The organism is Bacillus sp. FSL W8-0102 (genome assembly GCF_038007225.1).
Lineage (GTDB): Bacteria > Bacillota > Bacilli > Bacillales > DSM-4216 > Bacillus_O > Bacillus_O smithii.
Window position 1 is genome coordinate 2,199,222 of the sequence record NZ_JBBOWT010000001.1, and the last position, 19,690, is coordinate 2,218,911.

Sequence of the window (19,690 nt, forward strand, 5' to 3'; positions counted from 1 at the left end):
GCGGTCTCATCCTTTTATTGTCACTGTCCTAACCATCCTGAGCAAGACAAACCATCTTCCATGAACAAAACACAAAAAATCGCCGCTTCATGGAAGCGGCGGCCTGTACGACGGCTGAATCAGCCTTTCTTTGTGATTGCATTTTTATTTAAATCACCTGTTCTTTTTCTTGCACGAATTCGATTTCAAAACCTAAATCGGCAATCATTTGATGGTCTGCGGTTGTTTCCTGGCCTTCCGTTGTCAAATAGTCTCCGATAAAAATCGAATTGGCCGGATAGAGTCCAAATGGCTGCAAACTGCGCAAGTTCACTTCTCTTCCGCCGGCGATGCGAATTTCCTTTGACGGATTGATATAACGGAATAAACATAGAACTTTTAAACAATAGAGCGGGTTCAACTCCCTTACTCCTTCGAGCGGCGTTCCCTCTATCGGATTTAAAAAGTTCACCGGTATCGAGTCTGCATCTAAAATATGCAAACTGCGGGCCATATGGATGACATCTTCTTTCGTTTCCTTCATTCCGACTATGACACCCGAACAAGGGGAAATTCCGCTTTCTTTCACCGTTTCAATGGTTTCTACGCGATCCTCGTACGTATGCGTTGTCGTGATGTTTTCATAGTGGCGCTCCGATGTATTGATATTATGGTTGTAACGGTCTACCCCCGCTTCTTTCAACCGCTTGGCTTGTTCCGGCTTCAATATCCCCAAGCAAGCACATATTTTCATTTGATATCGCTCTTTAATTTCTTCCACGGCGGCAGCAATGTGTTCCACTTCTTTATTGCTAGGTCCTCTTCCGCTCGCCACGATGCAGAATGTTCCGGCATTTAATTGCCGCGCCCTTTCTGCTCCTTTTAAAATCGTTTCTTTATCCATCATCCGATATTTTTCAATCGGTGCTGTGGATATGACGGATTGAGAGCAGTAGCTGCAGTTTTCCGGACAGAGTCCTGATTTTGTATTTAAAATCATATTTAATTTTACCTTGTTGCCGTAATAGTGGTGCCGTATCCGATAGGCTCCCTGAAGCAGTTCAAGCAATTCTGCATCGGGGCAATTCATTATATTCATCGCTTCCAAATCGCTTATTTCATAACCATTTAAAACGCTTTCAGCCAGTTCGATCCATCTAGACATTTTTTCCCTTCTTTCTATACATTTTGATTACGCAATTTGCTTTTGGAAAGTACAGTACGTTCTAACCGATAAGCAAGAAATCCGGCAAAAACAGATAAAAGGATATCTTTCGGAAGCGGGACTAACATCGTCAGCCAAGCGGCTTTATAAGAAAAAGCCGGCGGGGCATCTGCCCACAATTTCATCGCCATATACATCCAGTTCGTTCCGAAAAGATAATTGGCTGCCATACCGGCTAATGAGGCTATTACGCAGGCAGTCTGCGTTTTCTTTTTTTCGATTATCCAGCCTGTTATGTACGCAGCCAAAATAAAAGACAATATAAACCCAAATGTCGGGCTAAAAATCGTTTCGAAACCTCCTTTAAATTGGGCAAAAACCGGTACACCGATTATTCCGATAAGGGCATAAACAGTCATGGAGATAGCCCCTAGCCGTTTGCCGAGAACCGCACCAGCCAGAACGGCAAAGACCGTCTGCAACGTAATGGGCACCCCGTTAATGACCATAAAAGGTGCAAAAGAAGTAATATTTGCCCCGATCATCATCAATGCAGCAAACAACGCCATCATCGTCAAATCAATCGCCTTTATATTTCTTGGTTTCAACACCCTCTCCCCTCTCTGTTTTTATAAAATTAGCATAATCATAAAATTTCAAATTGTCAACTAATTTTATTTTTGGTTTACATAAAGTTTATCAAATGACTCCTTCTCTCCCAGATCCTTTAAGGTCCATCACAGGTTTATCGTCCGCACCGGATACATCATTTTATTTGAAAAACTCAAAGATTCAGTTATCTTTACCGCTCCAATTCAAACCATCCCATCTATCCCTTGTGACGATCATTTCTACAGGTTCAATAATTGAGTTTTAAGAAAAAATCCCCTTATAGCTGCTATAAGGGGACTTTCATGAAACGGAAGCTTCACTTTTTTACTGAGAGATGATCCGACTTCACAAATATTTCCGGGATCATGTTCTGAAGAGGTAAACATTAATACTAAACGAAATGGCCCTTTTTCTCAATAGATAAAAATAAAAACAGTTTTTGCGTACGACACTTTCTTCTTTCAGTTCTTCTTAAAACTTGAAAAAGCCAATAAGATATTAGCTTATGAAAGTGATTTTGGTAAATTTCCGTCCGGACTAATCAATGAAATGGCATATGGCTGCGAGAATAAGCGGTTTGCCAATTCATTGACCGACTGGATATCGACTTGATCAATTAGTTGGATGATTTCATCCAAAGAACGGTGCCGTCTCAACAATAATTCATTTTTGCCGTTTCGGCTCATACGACTGTTTGTGCTTTCCAGCCCTAGCATTAAATTGCCCTTTAGTTGTTCTTTACTGTTATGTAGCTCTTTCTCCGTGATACCCTGTTGCTTTAAGTGTTCCAGCGTTTCAAAAATCGTTCCAGTAAGTTGATCCAGCTGATCGGCCCCTGTACCGCCGTAGATGGCGATCATCCCGTTGTCACGGTAGGATGAATGATACGAAAAGACGGAATAAGCAAGCCCTCTTTGCTCTCTGACTTCTTGGAACAGTCTTGAAGACATGCTGCCGCCCAGCACATTGTTTAAAATGATGAGATTATAAATATCTTCATGTCCAACTTCCAATCCTTTGAAACCGATACATAAATGGGCTTGTTCGGTGTCTTTTGTTTTTGAAATCCGGTCAGCATGGAATGTGGGTTGAATGGATCCCCGATCACGTTTTCCACCTTCATAAGAGCCAAATCGTTTTTCCACTTCTTTTATAAACGTTTCATCGACGTTTCCTGCGATAGAGATCACAACACGATCCGGAGTATACATTTGATGCATATATTCTTTTAATTTTTGGCTAGTAAAGCTCTCCAAAGTCTCTTCCGTTCCAAGGATAGGATATCCTAAAGGATGCCGTCCGTATGCTGCTTTGCTTAACAAGTCGTGTACAAGATCGTCAGGAGTGTCTTCATACATTTTAATTTCTTCTAAAACGACATTTTTTTCTTTTTTTAATTCCTCTTCCTCAAATGTGGAATGGAAAAACATGTCGGCTAACAGTTCTAATGCATATGAGGCATGATTATCAAGAACTTTTGCATAATAGCACGTGTATTCTTTCGATGTGAACGCATTGACTTGTCCGCCTATGCTATCAAAACTCTCAGCAATTTCCTTTGCATTCTTGGATTCTGTCCCTTTAAAAAACATATGCTCTAAAAAGTGGGAAATGCCATTGTTTTCAGGGGATTCATCCCTCGAACCGGTTCCTACCCATATTCCGATGGCAACGGAGCGGACCGTAGGAATAGTTTCTAATACGATTCTTACTCCATTCTGACAAGTATAAGTTTTGATCAAATTGCATCCTCCTATCTTGCTGCTTCCATTATTAGTCATTTTTCTCATCTTCTATTGGAAAAATGCGTTCTTCGTTTAATAACTGCGACACCGTGTTGATCTTCAAATTCTTTTTTTGAATTTTTGTGATTAATCGTTCCAAAGAAGCTGCGGTGCTTTTTGTCGGATGCATGAGAACAATCGACCCCGGTCCGACATTGGAAATGACCCTATTAACCAATTCATCTGGGGCAGGATTTCTCCAATCAATGGTATCAACCGTCCACATGATTGTTTCCATCCCTAGACTGTCCGCAATTTTGACAACTTCATCGCGATAGCTTCCGCTTGGAGGCGCAAAGAGCGAAACGTTTTTTCCTGTCGTCGCCTCTATCACTTGATTCGTTTTGATCATCTCTTCCCTGATTCGGTCGGACGAGAGGGTTTTCATGTCAGGATGTGTGAAGGAATGATTCCCCACTTCATGTCCACCGTCTACAATCATTTTGGCTAAATCCGGATTTTTCTTTACCCATCGCCCCTCCAGAAAAAAAGTGGCATGAATATGATGCTTTTTTAAGACAGAAAGGATTTTGGGCAAATACTCATTTCCCCACGCCACGTTCACCGCAAAACTAACCATCGGCTTATTGGGATGACCGCGGTATATGGGAGCGGGAGGAAGATTATGTAAATGAACTTGGGGTTTCGTTTGATGAAAAACAAGTTTATCCTCATTAAACTTTCCGTCTTTTTTCATTCTTTCGTAAGAACGTTTCACATCCACTTTTATCCCATTATAACCGGGGATTTTCTTCCAAACCCGATCAATCACGGCATCTTGAGCTTTTCGGGAATATTTATGATCAGCTGCTTTAATTTGGTTATACAAAGATGTCTCAACTTTGGCATCTGCAGAAAGCGATTCTGTTTTCAAAGAAGATAAATATTGGGTCGTCATCGGGTTATCCACAATGAAAAAGGATAGCATACACAAAAACAGAATGCCAAAGATTCGTCTTAACTTAGCCACGGTTTTCCCTCCCCCTACACTACCATATGAAAAAAGGGGGACAGTTAGAACAGCGTTTCTTGAAAGCGTTCATGCAACAAAAAAGCCAGGGAACCCCTGACCTCTTTACTCATTATTTATAACATAGGATGAAAATCCGTTTCAATGGCTGGATGAAAATTATGCTTGTTCATTTTTTTTCTTTTGATCTCTTAACACCGCTTTTCGCGATAAATTGATCCGACCATGTTCATCAATATTGATGACTTTCACTAATATTTGGTCTCCTATCGACACGACATCTTCTACTTTTCGAATTCTTTCTTCCGCCAATTCAGAAATGTGGACTAAGCCGTCTTTTCCGTTGAAAATTTCCACGAAAGCACCGAATTTTTCAATCCGTTTAACAGTCCCAAGATAGATTTGCCCTGGTTCAACTTCTCGAACGATATCTTCAATGATCTTTTTGGCTTTATTATTCATTTCTTCATCTACTGAAGAAATAAAGATCGTTCCATCTTGTTCAATATCGATTTTAACTCCTGTTTCTTCGATGATTTTATTGATTTGTTTTCCGCTTGGTCCGATGACATCGCGGATTTTATCCGGATTAATGGTCATCGACAAAATTTTAGGAGCATACATCGATAAATGGGTGCGTGGTTTTGAAATGGTGCTCATCATATGTTCAAGGATTTTCAATCTTCCCCGTCTAGCTTGTTGGAGTGCTTCTTCCAAGATTTCACGATTTAGTCCTTTTATTTTAATATCCATTTGCAGAGCGGTAACGCCTTTTTCTGTACCGGCAACTTTAAAGTCCATATCGCCAAGATGATCTTCCATTCCTTGAATGTCTGTTAAGACCGTATAATGTTCTCCGGATTTCACTAATCCCATTGCAATTCCCGCAACCGGCGCTTTAATGGGCACACCGGCGTCCATCATCGCCAGCGTACTAGCACAAATACTAGCCTGAGATGTCGATCCGTTTGATTCCAAAACTTCAGAAACAAGACGAATGGTATAAGGGAATTCTTTCTCATTCGGAACAACAGGTTCCAGAGCTCTTTCTCCTAATGCACCATGCCCAATTTCCCGGCGTCCCGGTCCTCTCATTGGTCCAGTTTCCCCTACACTAAAAGGAGGAAAATTATAATGATGCATAAAACGTTTCGATTCTTCAATTCCGAGACCATCCAAGATTTGAACATCACCAAGCGCTCCTAATGTACATACGCTTAAAGCCTGTGTTTGTCCACGAGTAAACAATGCGGAACCATGTGTACGCGGCAATAAGCCAACAGCAGAAGAAAGCGGACGAATTTCATCGATTTTTCGTCCGTCCGGGCGAATTTTTTCGACTGTAATCAAACGACGGACTTCTTCTTTCACGATTTTATCCAGTATTTCTTTTACTTGTTTAATCGTTTCTTCCTCAATATCTTCTTTCTCTTCAAATTCCGCAACTACTCGGTCTTTTATCTCTTGGATGGCGTCATCCCTAGCATGCTTTTCTTTTACTTGAATGGCAGCCAACATTTCTTGTTCGCACATGGAACGAACTTGTTTTTCCAATTCAGGATCAATTTCATACAGCTGAACTTCCATTTTTTCTTTGCCAACTAATTTGACGATTTCTTCTTGGAAAGCGATCAACCGTTTGATTTCTTCATGACCGAACATTATCGCTTCTAACATGGTTTCTTCTGGTACTTCATTCGCTCCAGCTTCCACCATATTAATGGCATCTTTTGTACCGGCAACGGTTAAATGAATATCGCTTTTTTCCATTTGTTCCACTGTCGGGTTAATGACAAATTCACCGTCAACGCGCCCGACAATGACCCCGGCAATCGGTCCTTCAAAAGGAATATCCGAAATGCTGAGCGCAAGTGATGAACCAAGCATCGCTGCCATTTCCGATGAACAGTTTTGGTCAACGCTCATCACCATACTTACGACTTGAACTTCATTTCGAAATCCTTCCGCAAATAACGGACGGATCGGGCGGTCTATTAAACGACTTGCAAGAATGGCTTTTTCGCTGGGCCGGCCTTCCCTTTTAATAAATCCGCCTGGGATTTTACCAACCGCATACAATCTTTCTTCATAATTGACGGTAAGCGGAAAAAAGTCCACTGACTTCGGTTCTTTTGAAGCGGTTGCCGTACTTAAAACTACAGTATCACCATAATACACGAGCGCAGCGCCGTTCGCTTGTTTGGCAACCTGTCCAATTTCCACCGTCAGTTTGCGTCCAGCCCAATCTATAGAAAATGTTTGTTTCTCTTGCTCCATAAATGAACTCCTCTCTATTCAATCACATAGTTCCTAATGACGCACTCTTGCCTTTAAGAATATCATTGCTTTCAGGAAAAGTATAGACAAAAAATAATCTCCATGCTTTTCCATCGAGCCATGAAACACGAAACGGACAAACTAAGGGTGTCGTAAATGGAAGACCCATTAGAACAAAACTCTGTATTATGTATTTTTACCGAATTTAACATCTGTCATCCTGGAACATACAGGCTCAGCGCGGTCGACTTGCTTATATCACGCACTAAAAGCCACTTATTTTTCTGCTAACAAAAAAGCGGGAAAAATCCCGCTTTTTGCTGATTATCGGCGCAAACCAAGTTTTTGAATCAATTCACGGTAACGTTGCACGTCTTTTTTGCGTAGGTACGTCAATAAATTACGACGTTTCCCTACCATTTTCATAAGACCGCGACGTGAATGGTGGTCTTTTTTATGAACACGTAAATGATCATTCAATACATTGATTTGTTCAGTCAGGACAGCGATTTGAACTTCTGGAGAACCAGTGTCATTCTCGTGTGTTTTGAATTGATTGATGATCTCATTTTTGCGTTCTTGTGATAAAGCCATCCTTTTCACCTCCATTTTCTTTTCGATCCCCAATTACTGAGCAAGCGCCGGAGCAACGTCATGCCAAGTAATGGTTCTTTTTCATACGATAATTAGAATACTATGTTTTCAAACAAAAAGCAAGTCTATTCGGCTTCATTTTGAAAATATTTGATGGCCGATTGTTTATCTTTTTCAATTTGAGCGACCAATTCTTGAATACCGTTGAATTTGCGTTCTTGGCGAATGTGCTTGTACCATTCTACTGTCACTTCTTCGCCATAGATGGAGTGGTCAAATTCAAATAAATGAACCTCAATCGACATGAAACGTTCATCCGGGTGTTTAAAAGTAGGTCTATACCCAATATTGCATACACCATTCACCCATTTGTCTTTCACTTTCATTTTCACCGCATATACTCCCGTTTTCGGCAGATAATAGTCATCATCACATTCCACATTAGCTGTCGGGAATCCAATTTTTCTTCCCCGTTGGTCACCATGGACCACCGTCCCGGTAATTCGATAAGGTCGCCCTAAAAGACGATTGGCTTCTTCGATTTGCCCTTCCGTTAGTAAGCAACGAATTTTGGTGGAGCTGACTTTTTCTCCGTTATAAGCAAACTTATCCACTTTCGTGATCGTAAATAAACCACGAGAATGTTTTGAAAGCGTGTCCATCGTTCCATTTCCGCACCGGCCGTATGTAAAATCATAGCCTGCCACAACATGTTGGACATTTAAACCAATAATATATTGATCTATAAATTGCTGCGGCTCCAAGCGGGCAAAATCAGAAGTAAATCGAATGACAAACAAGTGATCGATACCTAACTGTTCTATCATTCGAATTTTTTCCTCAAGGGGAGTGATATACTGAATCTTTTCATGTTTTTTCCCCAACACGACGGAAGGATGGGGATCAAACGTCATCACTGCGCTTTTCCAGTTTCGCTCGTTCGCAATGTTTTTTGCTGTCTCAATGACTCGCTGGTGCCCCGCATGCACCCCGTCAAAAAATCCTAATGCCATTGCCATCGGGGGCAGTTCCTCTTTTTGGAAGGAATGCGGGTGATTCAACATCGTTACTTTCATTATTCTCACCTATCCCTCTTTCTTCCGCTTGTCTCTTCGCGGAATTGAACAGACGCGAAACAGTCTGTCCAGCCCTTGCCGACAATAGAGTCTGACATCTGTCCGTTATCTCATTCAGTCAAAACTTTCACTGGTTTTATGTATAGCTGTTTCGTAGGATGTGTTTGATAGATGGCCATCAGACGATTTTTGTAAAAAACCGCCACTTTCCCGTCATTTTCCGGCCAATCAATTGGTTTTTCCAATATTGCTCCGTTTTTTACTTTCTCCGCTACTTTATCACTAATATTCCATTTCGGCAAATGGGACACACCTTGTTCCAATGGAAAAAGGATTGTTTCCAGCTGATTTTTTTCAGCCAGCTTGGATAAATCTGAAAGCGTGACACAATCTGTTTTGGAAAAACCACCCGACGCTGTTCTCGTTAATTTGGACATATGGGCAGGATATCCAAGCTCTTGACCAATCATGACAGCAAGAGTACGAATGTATGTTCCTTTGCTGCAAACGACTCTAAATGGAATGGAGACAAATTCCCCAGAGAACCATTCACGGTCATCCAATAACTCCAGTTCATAAATGGTGACCGTTCTTTTAGGTCTTTCCACTTCCAACCCTTGTCTTGCATATTCGTATAGTCGCTTTCCATTCACTTTCACTGCCGAAAACATGGGCGGCGTTTGTTCAATGGTACCCGTCAACCGCTCGAACACTTCCAAAATTTCTTTCCGAGAAAAGGTTTTATCTACCTTTTTTACTTCTATGGTTTCTCCGTCAGCGTCCTCCGTTGTCGTGGAAAGTCCGATCGTTACTTCTCCTTCATATGTCTTTCCTGCATTCGTCATGTATTCGGCGATTTTAGTCGCTTTGCCTATACAGATAGGTAAAACACCGGACACATTCGGATCCAGCGTACCTGTATGGCCGACTCGTTTTGTTTTAAACAATTTTCGGATTTGAAAAACGCAGTCATGCGATGTCATTCCTCGTTCTTTCCAAAGTGCTACAATACCGTCCATCGATTCACATCCTTTTTTCTGTCACTAGACGGTTTCATTATCATTATGAAAATGATTTTTTACGAAAAGCTCTATATAGAAAAAGGGCTGATTACAGACCAATACAATAGAAATATCGATTTCCTTCGTTTGAATGGTTCAAAACTTTTTACACATCGTTTGAATAGTCATTTACATAATATGAACCTTTTTTAAGATCGTACAGAACCCTTAAAGAAAAAGGATAGACTTGTGGGTCTATCCCCTTCCTTTAATTCTCTTGATTGGATTCATTGCTGCTGATTTCTTTCAGCAGCGTTTCAATGCGATTGCCATAATCAATGGATTCATCAAATTCAAAAAGAAGATCGGGCGTTTTCCGCAGGCGAATTCGTTGGCCGATTTCAGAACGAATGAATCCTTTCGCTTTGGCAAGAGCTTTTAATGTATCCTTTTTTTGTTTTTCATCGCCTAACACAGAAATAAATACTTTTGCCTGCTGCAAGTCGCCTGTCAATTGCACATCCGTCACAGTGACAAAACCAATACGCGGATCTTTAATTTTTCTGCCGATGATATCCGACATCTCTTTTTTCATTTGTTCTCCGACTCGGTTTGCACGAAGGTTCACATTTATCACCTCTATCTCTATAACCATTCATAAGATGCGCTTAATCTTTCCCACTCAGGAAATGAATCCAAATAACGGAGGGCATTCTCCAATTGGCGTTCACAAGCTTGTCGTGACGATGCTACCGTCACAACCGCAATTCTTGTACGTTGCCAGACATCTTGATGGTCGATTTCAGCCACGGAAACATTCATTTTTTGCTTCAAACGTGTTAACACACGCTGAAGTACAGCCCGTTTTTCCTTTAATGACCGAGCATCCTGGATGAAAAATTCAACTTCCAGGCTGCCGATCGTCATTAACGTTCCACTTCTTTCATGACAAATGCTTCAATGACATCTCCTTCTTTAATGTCATTAAAGTTTTTAATGGTAATTCCGCATTCATATCCTTGATGGACTTCTTTTACATCGTCTTTAAAACGTTTCAAAGTATCAATCTCGCCTTCAAAGATGACGATGCCGTCACGAATGAGCCGAACTCCGCTATCACGGGTAATTTTTCCTTCCGTTACATAAGAACCGGCAATGGTACCAATTTTAGAAACTTTAAACGTTTGTCGAACCTCTGCTTGACCAATAATTTTTTCTTCATATTCCGGATCAAGCATTCCTTTCATTGCGGATTCAATTTCTTCAATCGCTTTGTAAATAATACGGTGCAGACGGATATCGACTTTTTCCGTCTCAGCCGCACGTTTAGCATTTACATCCGGACGAACATTAAAACCTATGACGATGGCATTGGAAGCACTTGCTAAAATAATATCTGATTCCGTAATTGCTCCAACACCCGTATGAATAATTTTTACATTTACGCCCTCTACATCAATTTTTTGTAAAGCAGCAGCCAGTGCCTCAACCGATCCTTGCACGTCGGCTTTTAAAATGATATTTAACTCTTTCATTTCCCCTTGTTTCATATGTTCAAACAAATTGTCGAGGCTGATCTTGGCTTTTTCGCTTCGTTGTGCCGCCAGTGCTTGTTGAGCCCTTGCCTCGCCAATTTGACGGGCTTTTTTCTCATCTTCAAATACAACAAAACGGTCACCAGCCTGAGGAACGTCGTTTAAACCAGTAATTTCTACCGGAGTAGACGGTCCAGCCGTTTTGACACGACGCCCTAGATCGTTTACCATCGCACGAACCCGACCGTAAGTATTTCCTACTACAATCGGATCTCCCACATGAAGAGTACCGTTTTGAACAAGCAATGTGGCTACAGGGCCACGGCCTTTATCTAGCTGCGCTTCAATCACCGTTCCGAGCGCCAGTCGATTCGGATTCGCTTTTAACTCCTCTACTTCGCTGACCAACAGGATCATTTCCAATAAATTATCGATGCCTTCTCCGGTTAAGGCCGATATTGGAACAAAGATCGTATCGCCGCCCCAATCCTCAGGAACCAATCCGTATTCCGTCAATTCTTGCATGACACGATCCGGATTGGCAGATGGTTTATCAATCTTATTGACCGCTACAATGATCGGTACATTAGCCGCTTTCGCATGATTGATGGCTTCAACCGTTTGCGGCATTACCCCGTCATCGGCAGCGACAACCAGCACAGTGATGTCCGTCACTTGTGCCCCACGTGCCCGCATCGTTGTAAAAGCAGCATGGCCCGGCGTATCCAAAAACGTGATTTTCTTTCCGTTCACTTCGACTTGGTAAGCACCAATATGTTGGGTAATTCCTCCTGCTTCTCCTTCCGTCACTTTTGTATGACGGATCGAATCCAGCAATGTCGTTTTCCCGTGGTCAACATGCCCCATAATCGTCACAACAGATGGCCGCTCTACTAAATCTTCCGGTTGATCTTCCGTAAAGTACACTTCCAGATCGGTTTCATCAATTTGGACTTCTTCTTCTACTGCCACACCGTATTCGTCCGCAATCAACTCAATGGCATCTTTATCTAATTCTTGGTTGATCGTGGCCATAATTCCTATCATAAATAATTTTTTAATGATTTCGGACGGCTCAACATGCAATTTTTTGGCAAATTCAGCAACTGTCATAGATCCTGAGAATGTTATTTTTTCAGGAAGTTCTCTTTTCTTGGCAGAAGGCTGTTGGGCATTGGATGGTTGATGCGCTTTCTTTCCTCTTTGATTTTTATGCTTGTTGTTTTTTGGCTTGTTTCCTTTACGGTCGAAGGCAGCAGTTTCTTTCGGACGGTGATCATGATGATCATGTTTTTTGCCTTCTCCGCCTTTTGATCCCGATCTTGGCTGTGATTTAACACGATTTTCTTTTGCGTTTTCCTCATTCGACTGCTTGAACTGAGGAGAAGCTTTCGATTGCGGCTTGTTTGACCTCTCCGGATTCTTCTCATGGCGATGGCCATGTTCTTTTTCTTTTTGTAATTGATCGAACGCTTTGTTCAGTTTTTGAATGGTTTCATCATTGATGGTCGTCATATGGTTGGAAACTTCAATATCTAATTCCTGAAGCTTAGAAATCACCTCTTTGCTAGACACATGCTTGGTCTTGGCATACTCATATATTCTCATTTTACTCATATGTTCACCCCCGTATAGTTTCGTCGAGCAGAAAATGCAGCTTTTTCGCAAAGCCTTCGTCCAGCACAGCCACCACGACTCTTTCCTTTTTTCCGATCGATTGCCCCAATAAATACCGGTTGGAAACTTCTTTTACAGGAACTTGATAATAAAGGCATTTATCTTTTATTTTTTTTATGGTGTTTTCCGAGGCGTCTTTCGACAAAAGGACGAGCTTTGCCCGACCCGTTCGAATTTCTTTCACTGCCAATTCTTCTCCGGAAATAATTTTCCCCGCTCTATTGGCCAATCCAAGAAGTGAAACCCACTTTTCCTGCTTCACTTACTTTTTCTCCTTTTCAATATACTCGATTAGTTCTGAGTATAAAGAATCGTCGATCTGAACATTTAAATGTCTGGAAAGCGCATTGGTTTTTTTGGCCAGAAGGACCGCTTCTTTATCTTTTGACAAATAGGCTCCTCTTCCGGATTTTTTGCCGGTTGGATCAATCGAAACCGTTCCTTCTTTCGAACGGACGATGCGAATCATTTCTTTTTTAGGTTTCATTTCACCCGTTGCAACACATTTACGCAATGGTATTTTTTTCTGAACAGCCATGATTCTCCACCCCTATTCGATTTTTTCAGATGAAAAATCAGTTGCTTCTGTACCCGTTTCTTGTGAATTCTCCACTTCCTTAAGCTGTATCATTTCTTCCGTCGTTTCAGATTCATCACTCTCGTTTATTTCTTCTTCCGAGTTTGCGGCAGCCCGAGGATAGATTCCAAGTTTTCTCGCTTCCGATTCACTTTTAATATCAATTTTCCATCCGGTTAGTTTAGCCGCAAGCCGAGCATTTTGACCTCTTTTGCCAATAGCCAGCGAAAGTTGATAATCCGGAACAACGACAGTCGTCGCTTTTCTTTCCTCATTCACCTGAACATCCAACACTTTGGAAGGGCTTAACGCATTGGCCACGAACACTACAGGATCGTCGGACCATTTGACAATATCGATTTTTTCTCCTTTTAGTTCGTTTACAACCGCCTGAACACGGGCGCCTTTAGGACCGACGCAAGCACCGACAGGATCGACATCCGGATTTTCCGCATACACCGAAATTTTTGAACGATCTCCCGCTTCACGAGCGACCGACTTAATTTCAACAGTGCCATCAAAAATTTCAGGAACTTCAATTTCAAATAGTCTTTTCAGCAAGCCAGGATGAGTACGCGATACATAGATTTGCGGTCCTTTTGTCGTTTTTTCTACTTTCGTAATATAGACTTTAATTCGATCATGCGGCTTGTACGTTTCATTCGGCATTTGCTCGTTTTGCGGAAGGAGCGCTTCAATCTTCCCTAGACTGACATAGATAAAACGAGAATCTTGCCGCTGCACAATCCCCGTCATGATATCTTCTTCCCGGTCAATAAACTCGGAATAAATAATTCCTCTTTCCGCTTCCCGAACTCTTTGCGTCACTACTTGCTTAGCGGTTTGGGCCGCAATTCTTCCAAAGTTTTTCGGTGTAACTTCCAATTCTACAATATCGCCGATTTCATAGGACGGGTTTATTTTTTTAGCCTCGTCCAGAGAAATTTCCAAACGAGAATCAAATACTTCTTCTACCACTTCTTTTCTGGCAAAAACTCTCATCGTTCCCGTTTCTACATTTAAGTCGACACGAACGTTTTGGGCTTGGTTAAAGTTCCGTTTATAAGCCGAAACAAGCGCGGCTTCAATGGCATCGACAATCACTTCTCTTGAAATCCCTTTTTCTTTTTCCAAAATAACAAGAGCATCTAAAAACTCTGTGCTCATTGTCGGTTCATCCCCCTTCAAGATCACAATTAAGCTCTATCATTATATGATAACGTTCATTCGAAAGCGGATCCCTCTCCACGGATTTTGTACAGTACAGACTGACTCGCTTTGAATAAAATCCGTTCTTAATTAAAAGAAGGAAACGGCTAAACGGGCTTTGGCCACTTTTTGGAACGGAATGATGACTTCTTTTTTCCGTGTTTTCACGCGGATTTCTAACACCAATTCATCATCACGAAACGATATCATTTTCCCTTCAAATTCTTTTTCGCCATCAATAGGTTCAAAAGTTTTAACATGAACGTGCTTTCCAACGGCTTTTTCGAAATCGCTCTTTTTTTTCAGCGGCCTCTCCGCTCCGGGCGATGAAACCTCCAAAAAATAATTATGGGAAATTGGATCCAATTCGTCTAATTTTTCGCTTAAACGTTCGCTGACCGTTCCGCACTCTTCTATGTCCACGCCTTCCTCTTTATCAATATAGACGCGAAGAAACCAATTTTTTCCTTCTTTTACATATTCGACATCGACTAAGTCGAGTTTCATATCGTCCAGTATGGGTTGGACTAGCCGCTCTACTAATTCTGTAATTTTACTCATAGAAACCTCCTGGCCGAAAAAAAATTTACCAAGAATGAAAAATAGGATAACAAACACGAAAGAGTGGGGACACCCCACTCTTTCAAAAGAGAGTTATTGTTAGTATTTCCACTAAAAATATACCATAACCATTAAAATTATGCAATAGTGCGGAATAATGGCTAAAACAAGGACAATTGATTTTGTTCAGGAAGAGCATCCAGGCAGCCATGTTGATCCAAATATTCCATGATCGTTTTCGAAACTTTTCCTCTTTGCTGCAAATCCTCTTTTGATAAAAACTCCCCTTCAGATCGTGCTTTCACAATATTTAAGGCCGCGCTTGTTCCAAGACCCGGGATGGCGTTAAACGGCGGAATGAGCGCATCGCCATCGATGATAAATTCAGAAGCGCTCGACCGTTCGAGATCAACCATTTTAAATTTGTAGCCTCTTTCACACATTTCAAGCGCCATTTCTAAAACCGTCAACAAGCTTTTCTCTTTTGGCGAGGCATCCAAACCTTTGGCATTGATTTCTTCGATTCGAGCACGGATAGCCTGAGAGCCGCGTACCATCGCATCAAGATCGAAGTCCTCCGCTCTTACCGTAAAATAGGCGGCATAGAATAATAGCGGATGATGAACCTTAAAATAAGCAATTCTGACAGCCATTAAAACGTAAGCGGTCGCGTGGGCTTTAGGGAACATATATTTTATTTTTTTGCAAGAATTGATATACCATTCCGGTACATCATGATTCCTCATTTCCGCTTCCATCTCTTCCGTCAACCCTTTACCTTTGCGGACGGATTCCATGATTTTAAAAGCAAAACTAGGCTCTAAGCCTTGATAAATCAAATAAACCATGATGTCGTCACGACAACCGATCACGTCGCTTAATTCGCACGTGCCATTTTGAATTAATTCTTCTGCATTTCCAAGCCATACATCCGTTCCGTGAGACAATCCGGAAATTTGCACAAGCTCCGAAAAAGTGGAAGGCTTTGTGTCTTCCAGCATTTGCCGAACAAATCGAGTACCGAACTCAGGAATGCCAAGCGTTCCTGTTTTACACATGATTTGCTCTTCTGTAACTCCCAACGGTTCAGGGCTTTGAAAAATTTTCATCACTTCCGGATCATCGGTCGGAATCGTCTTCGGATCAATTCCGCTCAAATCTTGAAGCATCCTGATAACGGTCGGATCATCGTGGCCGAGAATATCCATTTTCAGCACATTATCATGGATCGAGTGGAAATCAAAATGAGTCGTTCTCCATTCAGAAGACTGATCGTCAGCCGGATATTGGATCGGCGAAAAATCGTAAATATCCATATAATCCGGAACAATGATAATCCCTCCCGGATGTTGTCCCGTTGTCCTTTTTACACCTGTACATCCTTGAGCAAGGCGGTCGATTTCGGCCCCTCTCAATTGCAAATTGTGATCTTGGGCATATCCCTTCACATAGCCGTATGCCGTTTTATCAGCCACAGTGCCGATCGTTCCAGCTCGATACACATTATCTTCACCGAAAAGCACTTTTGTATAATTGTGGGCTCTAGGTTGATAATCTCCGGAAAAATTCAAATCGATATCCGGTACTTTGTCGCCTTTGAATCCCAAGAAAGTTTCAAAAGGAATATCATGTCCATCTTTTTTATATTTGGCTCCGCACTTAGGACAATTTTTGTCAGGCAAATCAAATCCTGATCCGACAGATCCATCGTTAAAAAACTCTGAGTGTTTGCAGTTTGGACAGACATAGTGCGGCGGAAGAGGATTCACTTCTGTAATTTCTGTCATCGTGGCGACAAAGGATGATCCTACAGATCCCCGCGACCCGACAAGATAGCCGTCGTCCAGCGATTTTTTTACGAGTTTATGGGAAATTAAATAAATAACGGCAAATCCGTGTCCGATAATACTTTGCAATTCTTTTTCCAAACGAGCTTCCACTATTTCCGGAAGTGGATCACCGTAAATTTGTTTTGCCCGATCATAGCTCATTCGCCGAATTTCTTCTTCTGCTCCCTCGATTTTCGGTGTGTACAGTTCATCTTTAATCGGCTTCACTTCTTCAATCAAATCAGCAATTTTATTGGTGTTTTCCACTACGATTTCTTTCGCTTTTTCTTCCCCTAAAAAGGAAAATTCTTCAAGCATTTCATCCGTCGTCCGAAAATGAACTTCAGGCAACTGATAACGATTCAGTGGATTAGCGCCGCTTTGTGACCGTACCAGTATTTCGCGATATATTTTATCGGTCGGATTCAAATAATGCACATTCCCGGTTGCTACTACAGGGATATGCAATTTTTCTCCGAGTTTCACGATATTGGCGATAATTTCCTCTAAGTCTTGTTCGTTCTTGATCAATCCTTGTTCAAGAAGCGGAGCATATACGGGTTTTGGATGAACTTCCAAATAATCATAAAATCGGGCCATCTCCTCTACTTCTTCAGGAGCTTTTTGCATCATTCCCACAAATACTTCGCCTTTATCGCAGCCGGATCCGACAATGATGCCTTCTCGGTATTGTTGCAACTTTGAGCGCGGAATCCGCGGAACCCGGTAGTAATAGTCGATATGGGCGATCGACACCAGTTTGAATAAGTTTTTTAATCCTTTTTGATTTTGCGCGAGCAGCGTGCAATGGAACGGACGGCTCCGCTTATAGGCCTCTCCTTCCCCCATATGCTCATTAAACTGGTGATGGTATTCAATTCCTTTTTCTTTGGCGTCCTTCAGCATTTTCAACAACAAATAACCGGTTGCTTCCGCGTCATAGATCGCTCTGTGATGCTGCGTCAATTCTACATCAAATCGTTTTGCCAACGTATTTAACCGGTGATTTTTCAACTCCGGATAGAGAAATCTGGCAAGTTCCAGAGTATCGATAACCGGATTTTTTGCTCGTTCCAGACTAATTTTTTGGAAACCGACATTTAAAAATCCCATGTCAAATGTAGCATTGTGGGCTACTAAAATCGAATCTCCTGCCCATTCAAAAAATTCTTTTAGAACGACCTCATCATCTGGTGCATTTTCCAGCATTTCATCCGTAATTCCCGTCAATTCGATCGTTTCCGCTGATAACGGGTGATGCGGATTGGCAAACCGTTCAAATCGATCAATAATTTCCCCATCACGAATTTTCACGGCAGCCAGTTCAATAATGGTGTCGTATACAGCTGAGAGTCCCGTCGTTTCCACGTCAAACACAACAAATGTATCATCAGCAAGCAGGCGATTTGCGTCGTTGTACGCGATGGGAACACCGTCATCCACTAAGTTTGCTTCCAATCCGTAGAGCACTTTGACGCCATGCTTTTTGCTGGCGCTGTATGCTTCCGGAAAAGCCTGTACGACGGCATGGTCTGTGACCGCAATCGCTTTATGACCCCATTTTTTTGCCTGAGCGATTAGGTCGGAAACACTGGTGACAGCGTCCATCTGACTCATTGGAGTATGAAGATGAAGTTCCACTCTCTTTTCATTTTCAGGAGCTTTGTCTTCCCGCACTACCGCTTTCACTTCATTAATATCATTGGCGATCATCACAAGGTCGCGGACAAACGTATCGTTTTGTACAGAACCGCGAACCCTGAGCCACATCCCTTTTTTCACCTTGTTTAACAGAGCAGCATCTTCTTTATCTCTTGAAAACATTTTGACTAAGATCGAACTAGTGTAGTCGGTGATTTTAAAAGTAAGAAGTGTTCTGCCGCTTCTCAACTCTTTTGTTTCCGCATCAAACACATAACCTTCGATCGTAACTCGACGTTCCTCATCTACGATATCTTCCAGCTTCCGGAAATCAGCATCATCTTTTATGGCATATCCGATCATTAGCGGACCATCATCTTCTGCACTTCCATTGGCCTCTTCATTCTTACGTTCTTCTCGTTTCCGCATTTTCGCAATGGCTTGCTTCGCTCTCTCTTCATCTTCTTTTTGTTTTTCCTGCAAAAATTGCGCATATTCTTGCATGTCTTGCTGCTGACTGATTTCGACATCCACCTGCAAAAGGGGGAATCCATAGTTTTGATAGTTTGCTTGAATGAAAGAACCATATTTTCTTTTGATCGTCAAAGCTTCCATTTCGCCGGGTGCTTGAATCAACAGTTTGTTTCCTTGAAGAACCGGTTCCTGGGTTTCAAGAATTTTTCTCACCGGCGGAGAGATTCCATCCATATTTCGAATACAATCTTGCCAGTATCCTCTTATCAAATCTTCTGTGAACGAAGGATCGAGCACTTTTGCAGAAAAGGTGACATTCGCGATTTCCCGAAAAGCAATGGATAGCTGCTGCTGCAGTTGTCTCCAAATGGCCGCCGGGATGATTCGCTCAAACGTAAAATGAAAATGCCACTTTTTTTCTTTCCTCAATACGGTTAATTTATCGATTTCAGCGTTGTAAAAATAGGTTTCAAGCTCTTGATTTTTCAAATTCAACTGCTCAAGAAGCAGCTGAAACCGTTGCTTTTTCCCTTCGGCCTTTTCATTCATTTGTGACCTCTCCCAATTTGTTTAAATTTCTTCATACTACTATCATCTTAAAAAAAGACCACTAGTCTTTCAATAGAAGGAAACTTTCCTTTCTATAAATTCCCCAATTCATTCCATTCAAAAGAGAAAAAGGCGCCTTTCAGGCACCTTATAGGTATCGACCGACTTGTCTAAAAGATT

General features: G+C 41.7%; 16 protein-coding genes. All 16 read right to left on the minus strand.

Annotated elements, in window-relative coordinates; translation table 11 throughout:
• Positions 1–148 precede the first annotated feature (148 nt).
• Complete coding sequence (gene bioB / locus N1I87_RS10535; RefSeq protein WP_341101627.1) at positions 149–1,144, minus strand: biotin synthase BioB; 996 nt, start codon at positions 1,142–1,144, stop codon at positions 149–151.
• Between the two features lie 14 nt (positions 1,145–1,158).
• Complete coding sequence (locus N1I87_RS10540) at positions 1,159–1,752, minus strand: biotin transporter BioY (protein WP_445285694.1); 594 nt, start codon at positions 1,750–1,752, stop codon at positions 1,159–1,161.
• 507 nt (positions 1,753–2,259) lie between these two features.
• On the minus strand, positions 2,260–3,498 hold the full coding sequence (locus N1I87_RS10545; protein ID WP_341101628.1) for a M16 family metallopeptidase: 1,239 nt from the start codon (positions 3,496–3,498) through the stop codon (positions 2,260–2,262).
• 31 nt (positions 3,499–3,529) lie between these two features.
• Entirely contained in the window at positions 3,530–4,510 is a 981-nt protein-coding gene (locus N1I87_RS10550) for a polysaccharide deacetylase family protein (protein WP_270582990.1), read from the minus strand.
• Between the two features lie 159 nt (positions 4,511–4,669).
• A complete protein-coding gene (gene pnp / locus N1I87_RS10555) occupies positions 4,670–6,787 on the minus strand; it encodes a polyribonucleotide nucleotidyltransferase (RefSeq protein WP_327803052.1) in 2,118 nt (705 codons plus the stop codon).
• Positions 6,788–7,111: 324 nt separating this feature from the next.
• Positions 7,112–7,381, minus strand: coding sequence for a 30S ribosomal protein S15 (gene rpsO / locus N1I87_RS10560; protein WP_003354630.1), 270 nt, complete (start codon positions 7,379–7,381; stop codon positions 7,112–7,114).
• A 125-nt stretch (positions 7,382–7,506) separates the two neighbouring features.
• On the minus strand, positions 7,507–8,457 hold the full coding sequence (gene ribF, locus N1I87_RS10565; protein ID WP_341101629.1) for a bifunctional riboflavin kinase/FAD synthetase: 951 nt from the start codon (positions 8,455–8,457) through the stop codon (positions 7,507–7,509).
• A 110-nt stretch (positions 8,458–8,567) separates the two neighbouring features.
• Positions 8,568–9,476, minus strand: coding sequence for a tRNA pseudouridine(55) synthase TruB (truB, locus tag N1I87_RS10570; RefSeq protein ID WP_341101630.1), 909 nt, complete (start codon positions 9,474–9,476; stop codon positions 8,568–8,570).
• A 250-nt stretch (positions 9,477–9,726) separates the two neighbouring features.
• Positions 9,727–10,086, minus strand: coding sequence for a 30S ribosome-binding factor RbfA (gene rbfA, locus N1I87_RS10575; RefSeq protein WP_341101632.1), 360 nt, complete (start codon positions 10,084–10,086; stop codon positions 9,727–9,729).
• A 17-nt stretch (positions 10,087–10,103) separates the two neighbouring features.
• Positions 10,104–10,385, minus strand: coding sequence for a DUF503 domain-containing protein (locus tag N1I87_RS10580; protein ID WP_003354626.1), 282 nt, complete (start codon positions 10,383–10,385; stop codon positions 10,104–10,106).
• Positions 10,385–12,610: a translation initiation factor IF-2 gene (gene infB / locus N1I87_RS10585; RefSeq protein WP_341101634.1), complete on the minus strand. Its 2,226-nt coding sequence runs from the start codon at positions 12,608–12,610 to the stop codon at positions 10,385–10,387. Before infB ends, N1I87_RS10580 begins: the two co-directional genes overlap by 1 nt.
• Positions 12,611–12,614: 4 nt before the next feature.
• Positions 12,615–12,932: a YlxQ family RNA-binding protein gene (locus N1I87_RS10590; protein ID WP_048623190.1), complete on the minus strand. Its 318-nt coding sequence runs from the start codon at positions 12,930–12,932 to the stop codon at positions 12,615–12,617.
• Positions 12,933–13,208 (minus strand): RNase P modulator RnpM, encoded by a 276-nt coding sequence (rnpM, locus tag N1I87_RS10595; RefSeq protein ID WP_003354622.1) that lies wholly within the window; start codon positions 13,206–13,208, stop codon positions 12,933–12,935.
• Positions 13,209–13,220: 12 nt separating this feature from the next.
• The gene (nusA, locus tag N1I87_RS10600; RefSeq protein WP_341101635.1) at positions 13,221–14,414 is read right to left on the minus strand and encodes a transcription termination factor NusA; all 1,194 of its coding nucleotides are present in this window, start codon (positions 14,412–14,414) and stop codon (positions 13,221–13,223) included.
• Positions 14,415–14,546: 132 nt separating this feature from the next.
• Positions 14,547–15,017, minus strand: coding sequence for a ribosome maturation factor RimP (gene rimP / locus N1I87_RS10605; RefSeq protein ID WP_003354620.1), 471 nt, complete (start codon positions 15,015–15,017; stop codon positions 14,547–14,549).
• Between the two features lie 161 nt (positions 15,018–15,178).
• The gene (locus N1I87_RS10610; protein ID WP_341101636.1) at positions 15,179–19,510 is read right to left on the minus strand and encodes a PolC-type DNA polymerase III; all 4,332 of its coding nucleotides are present in this window, start codon (positions 19,508–19,510) and stop codon (positions 15,179–15,181) included.
• Between the last annotated feature and the right edge of the window lie 180 nt (positions 19,511–19,690).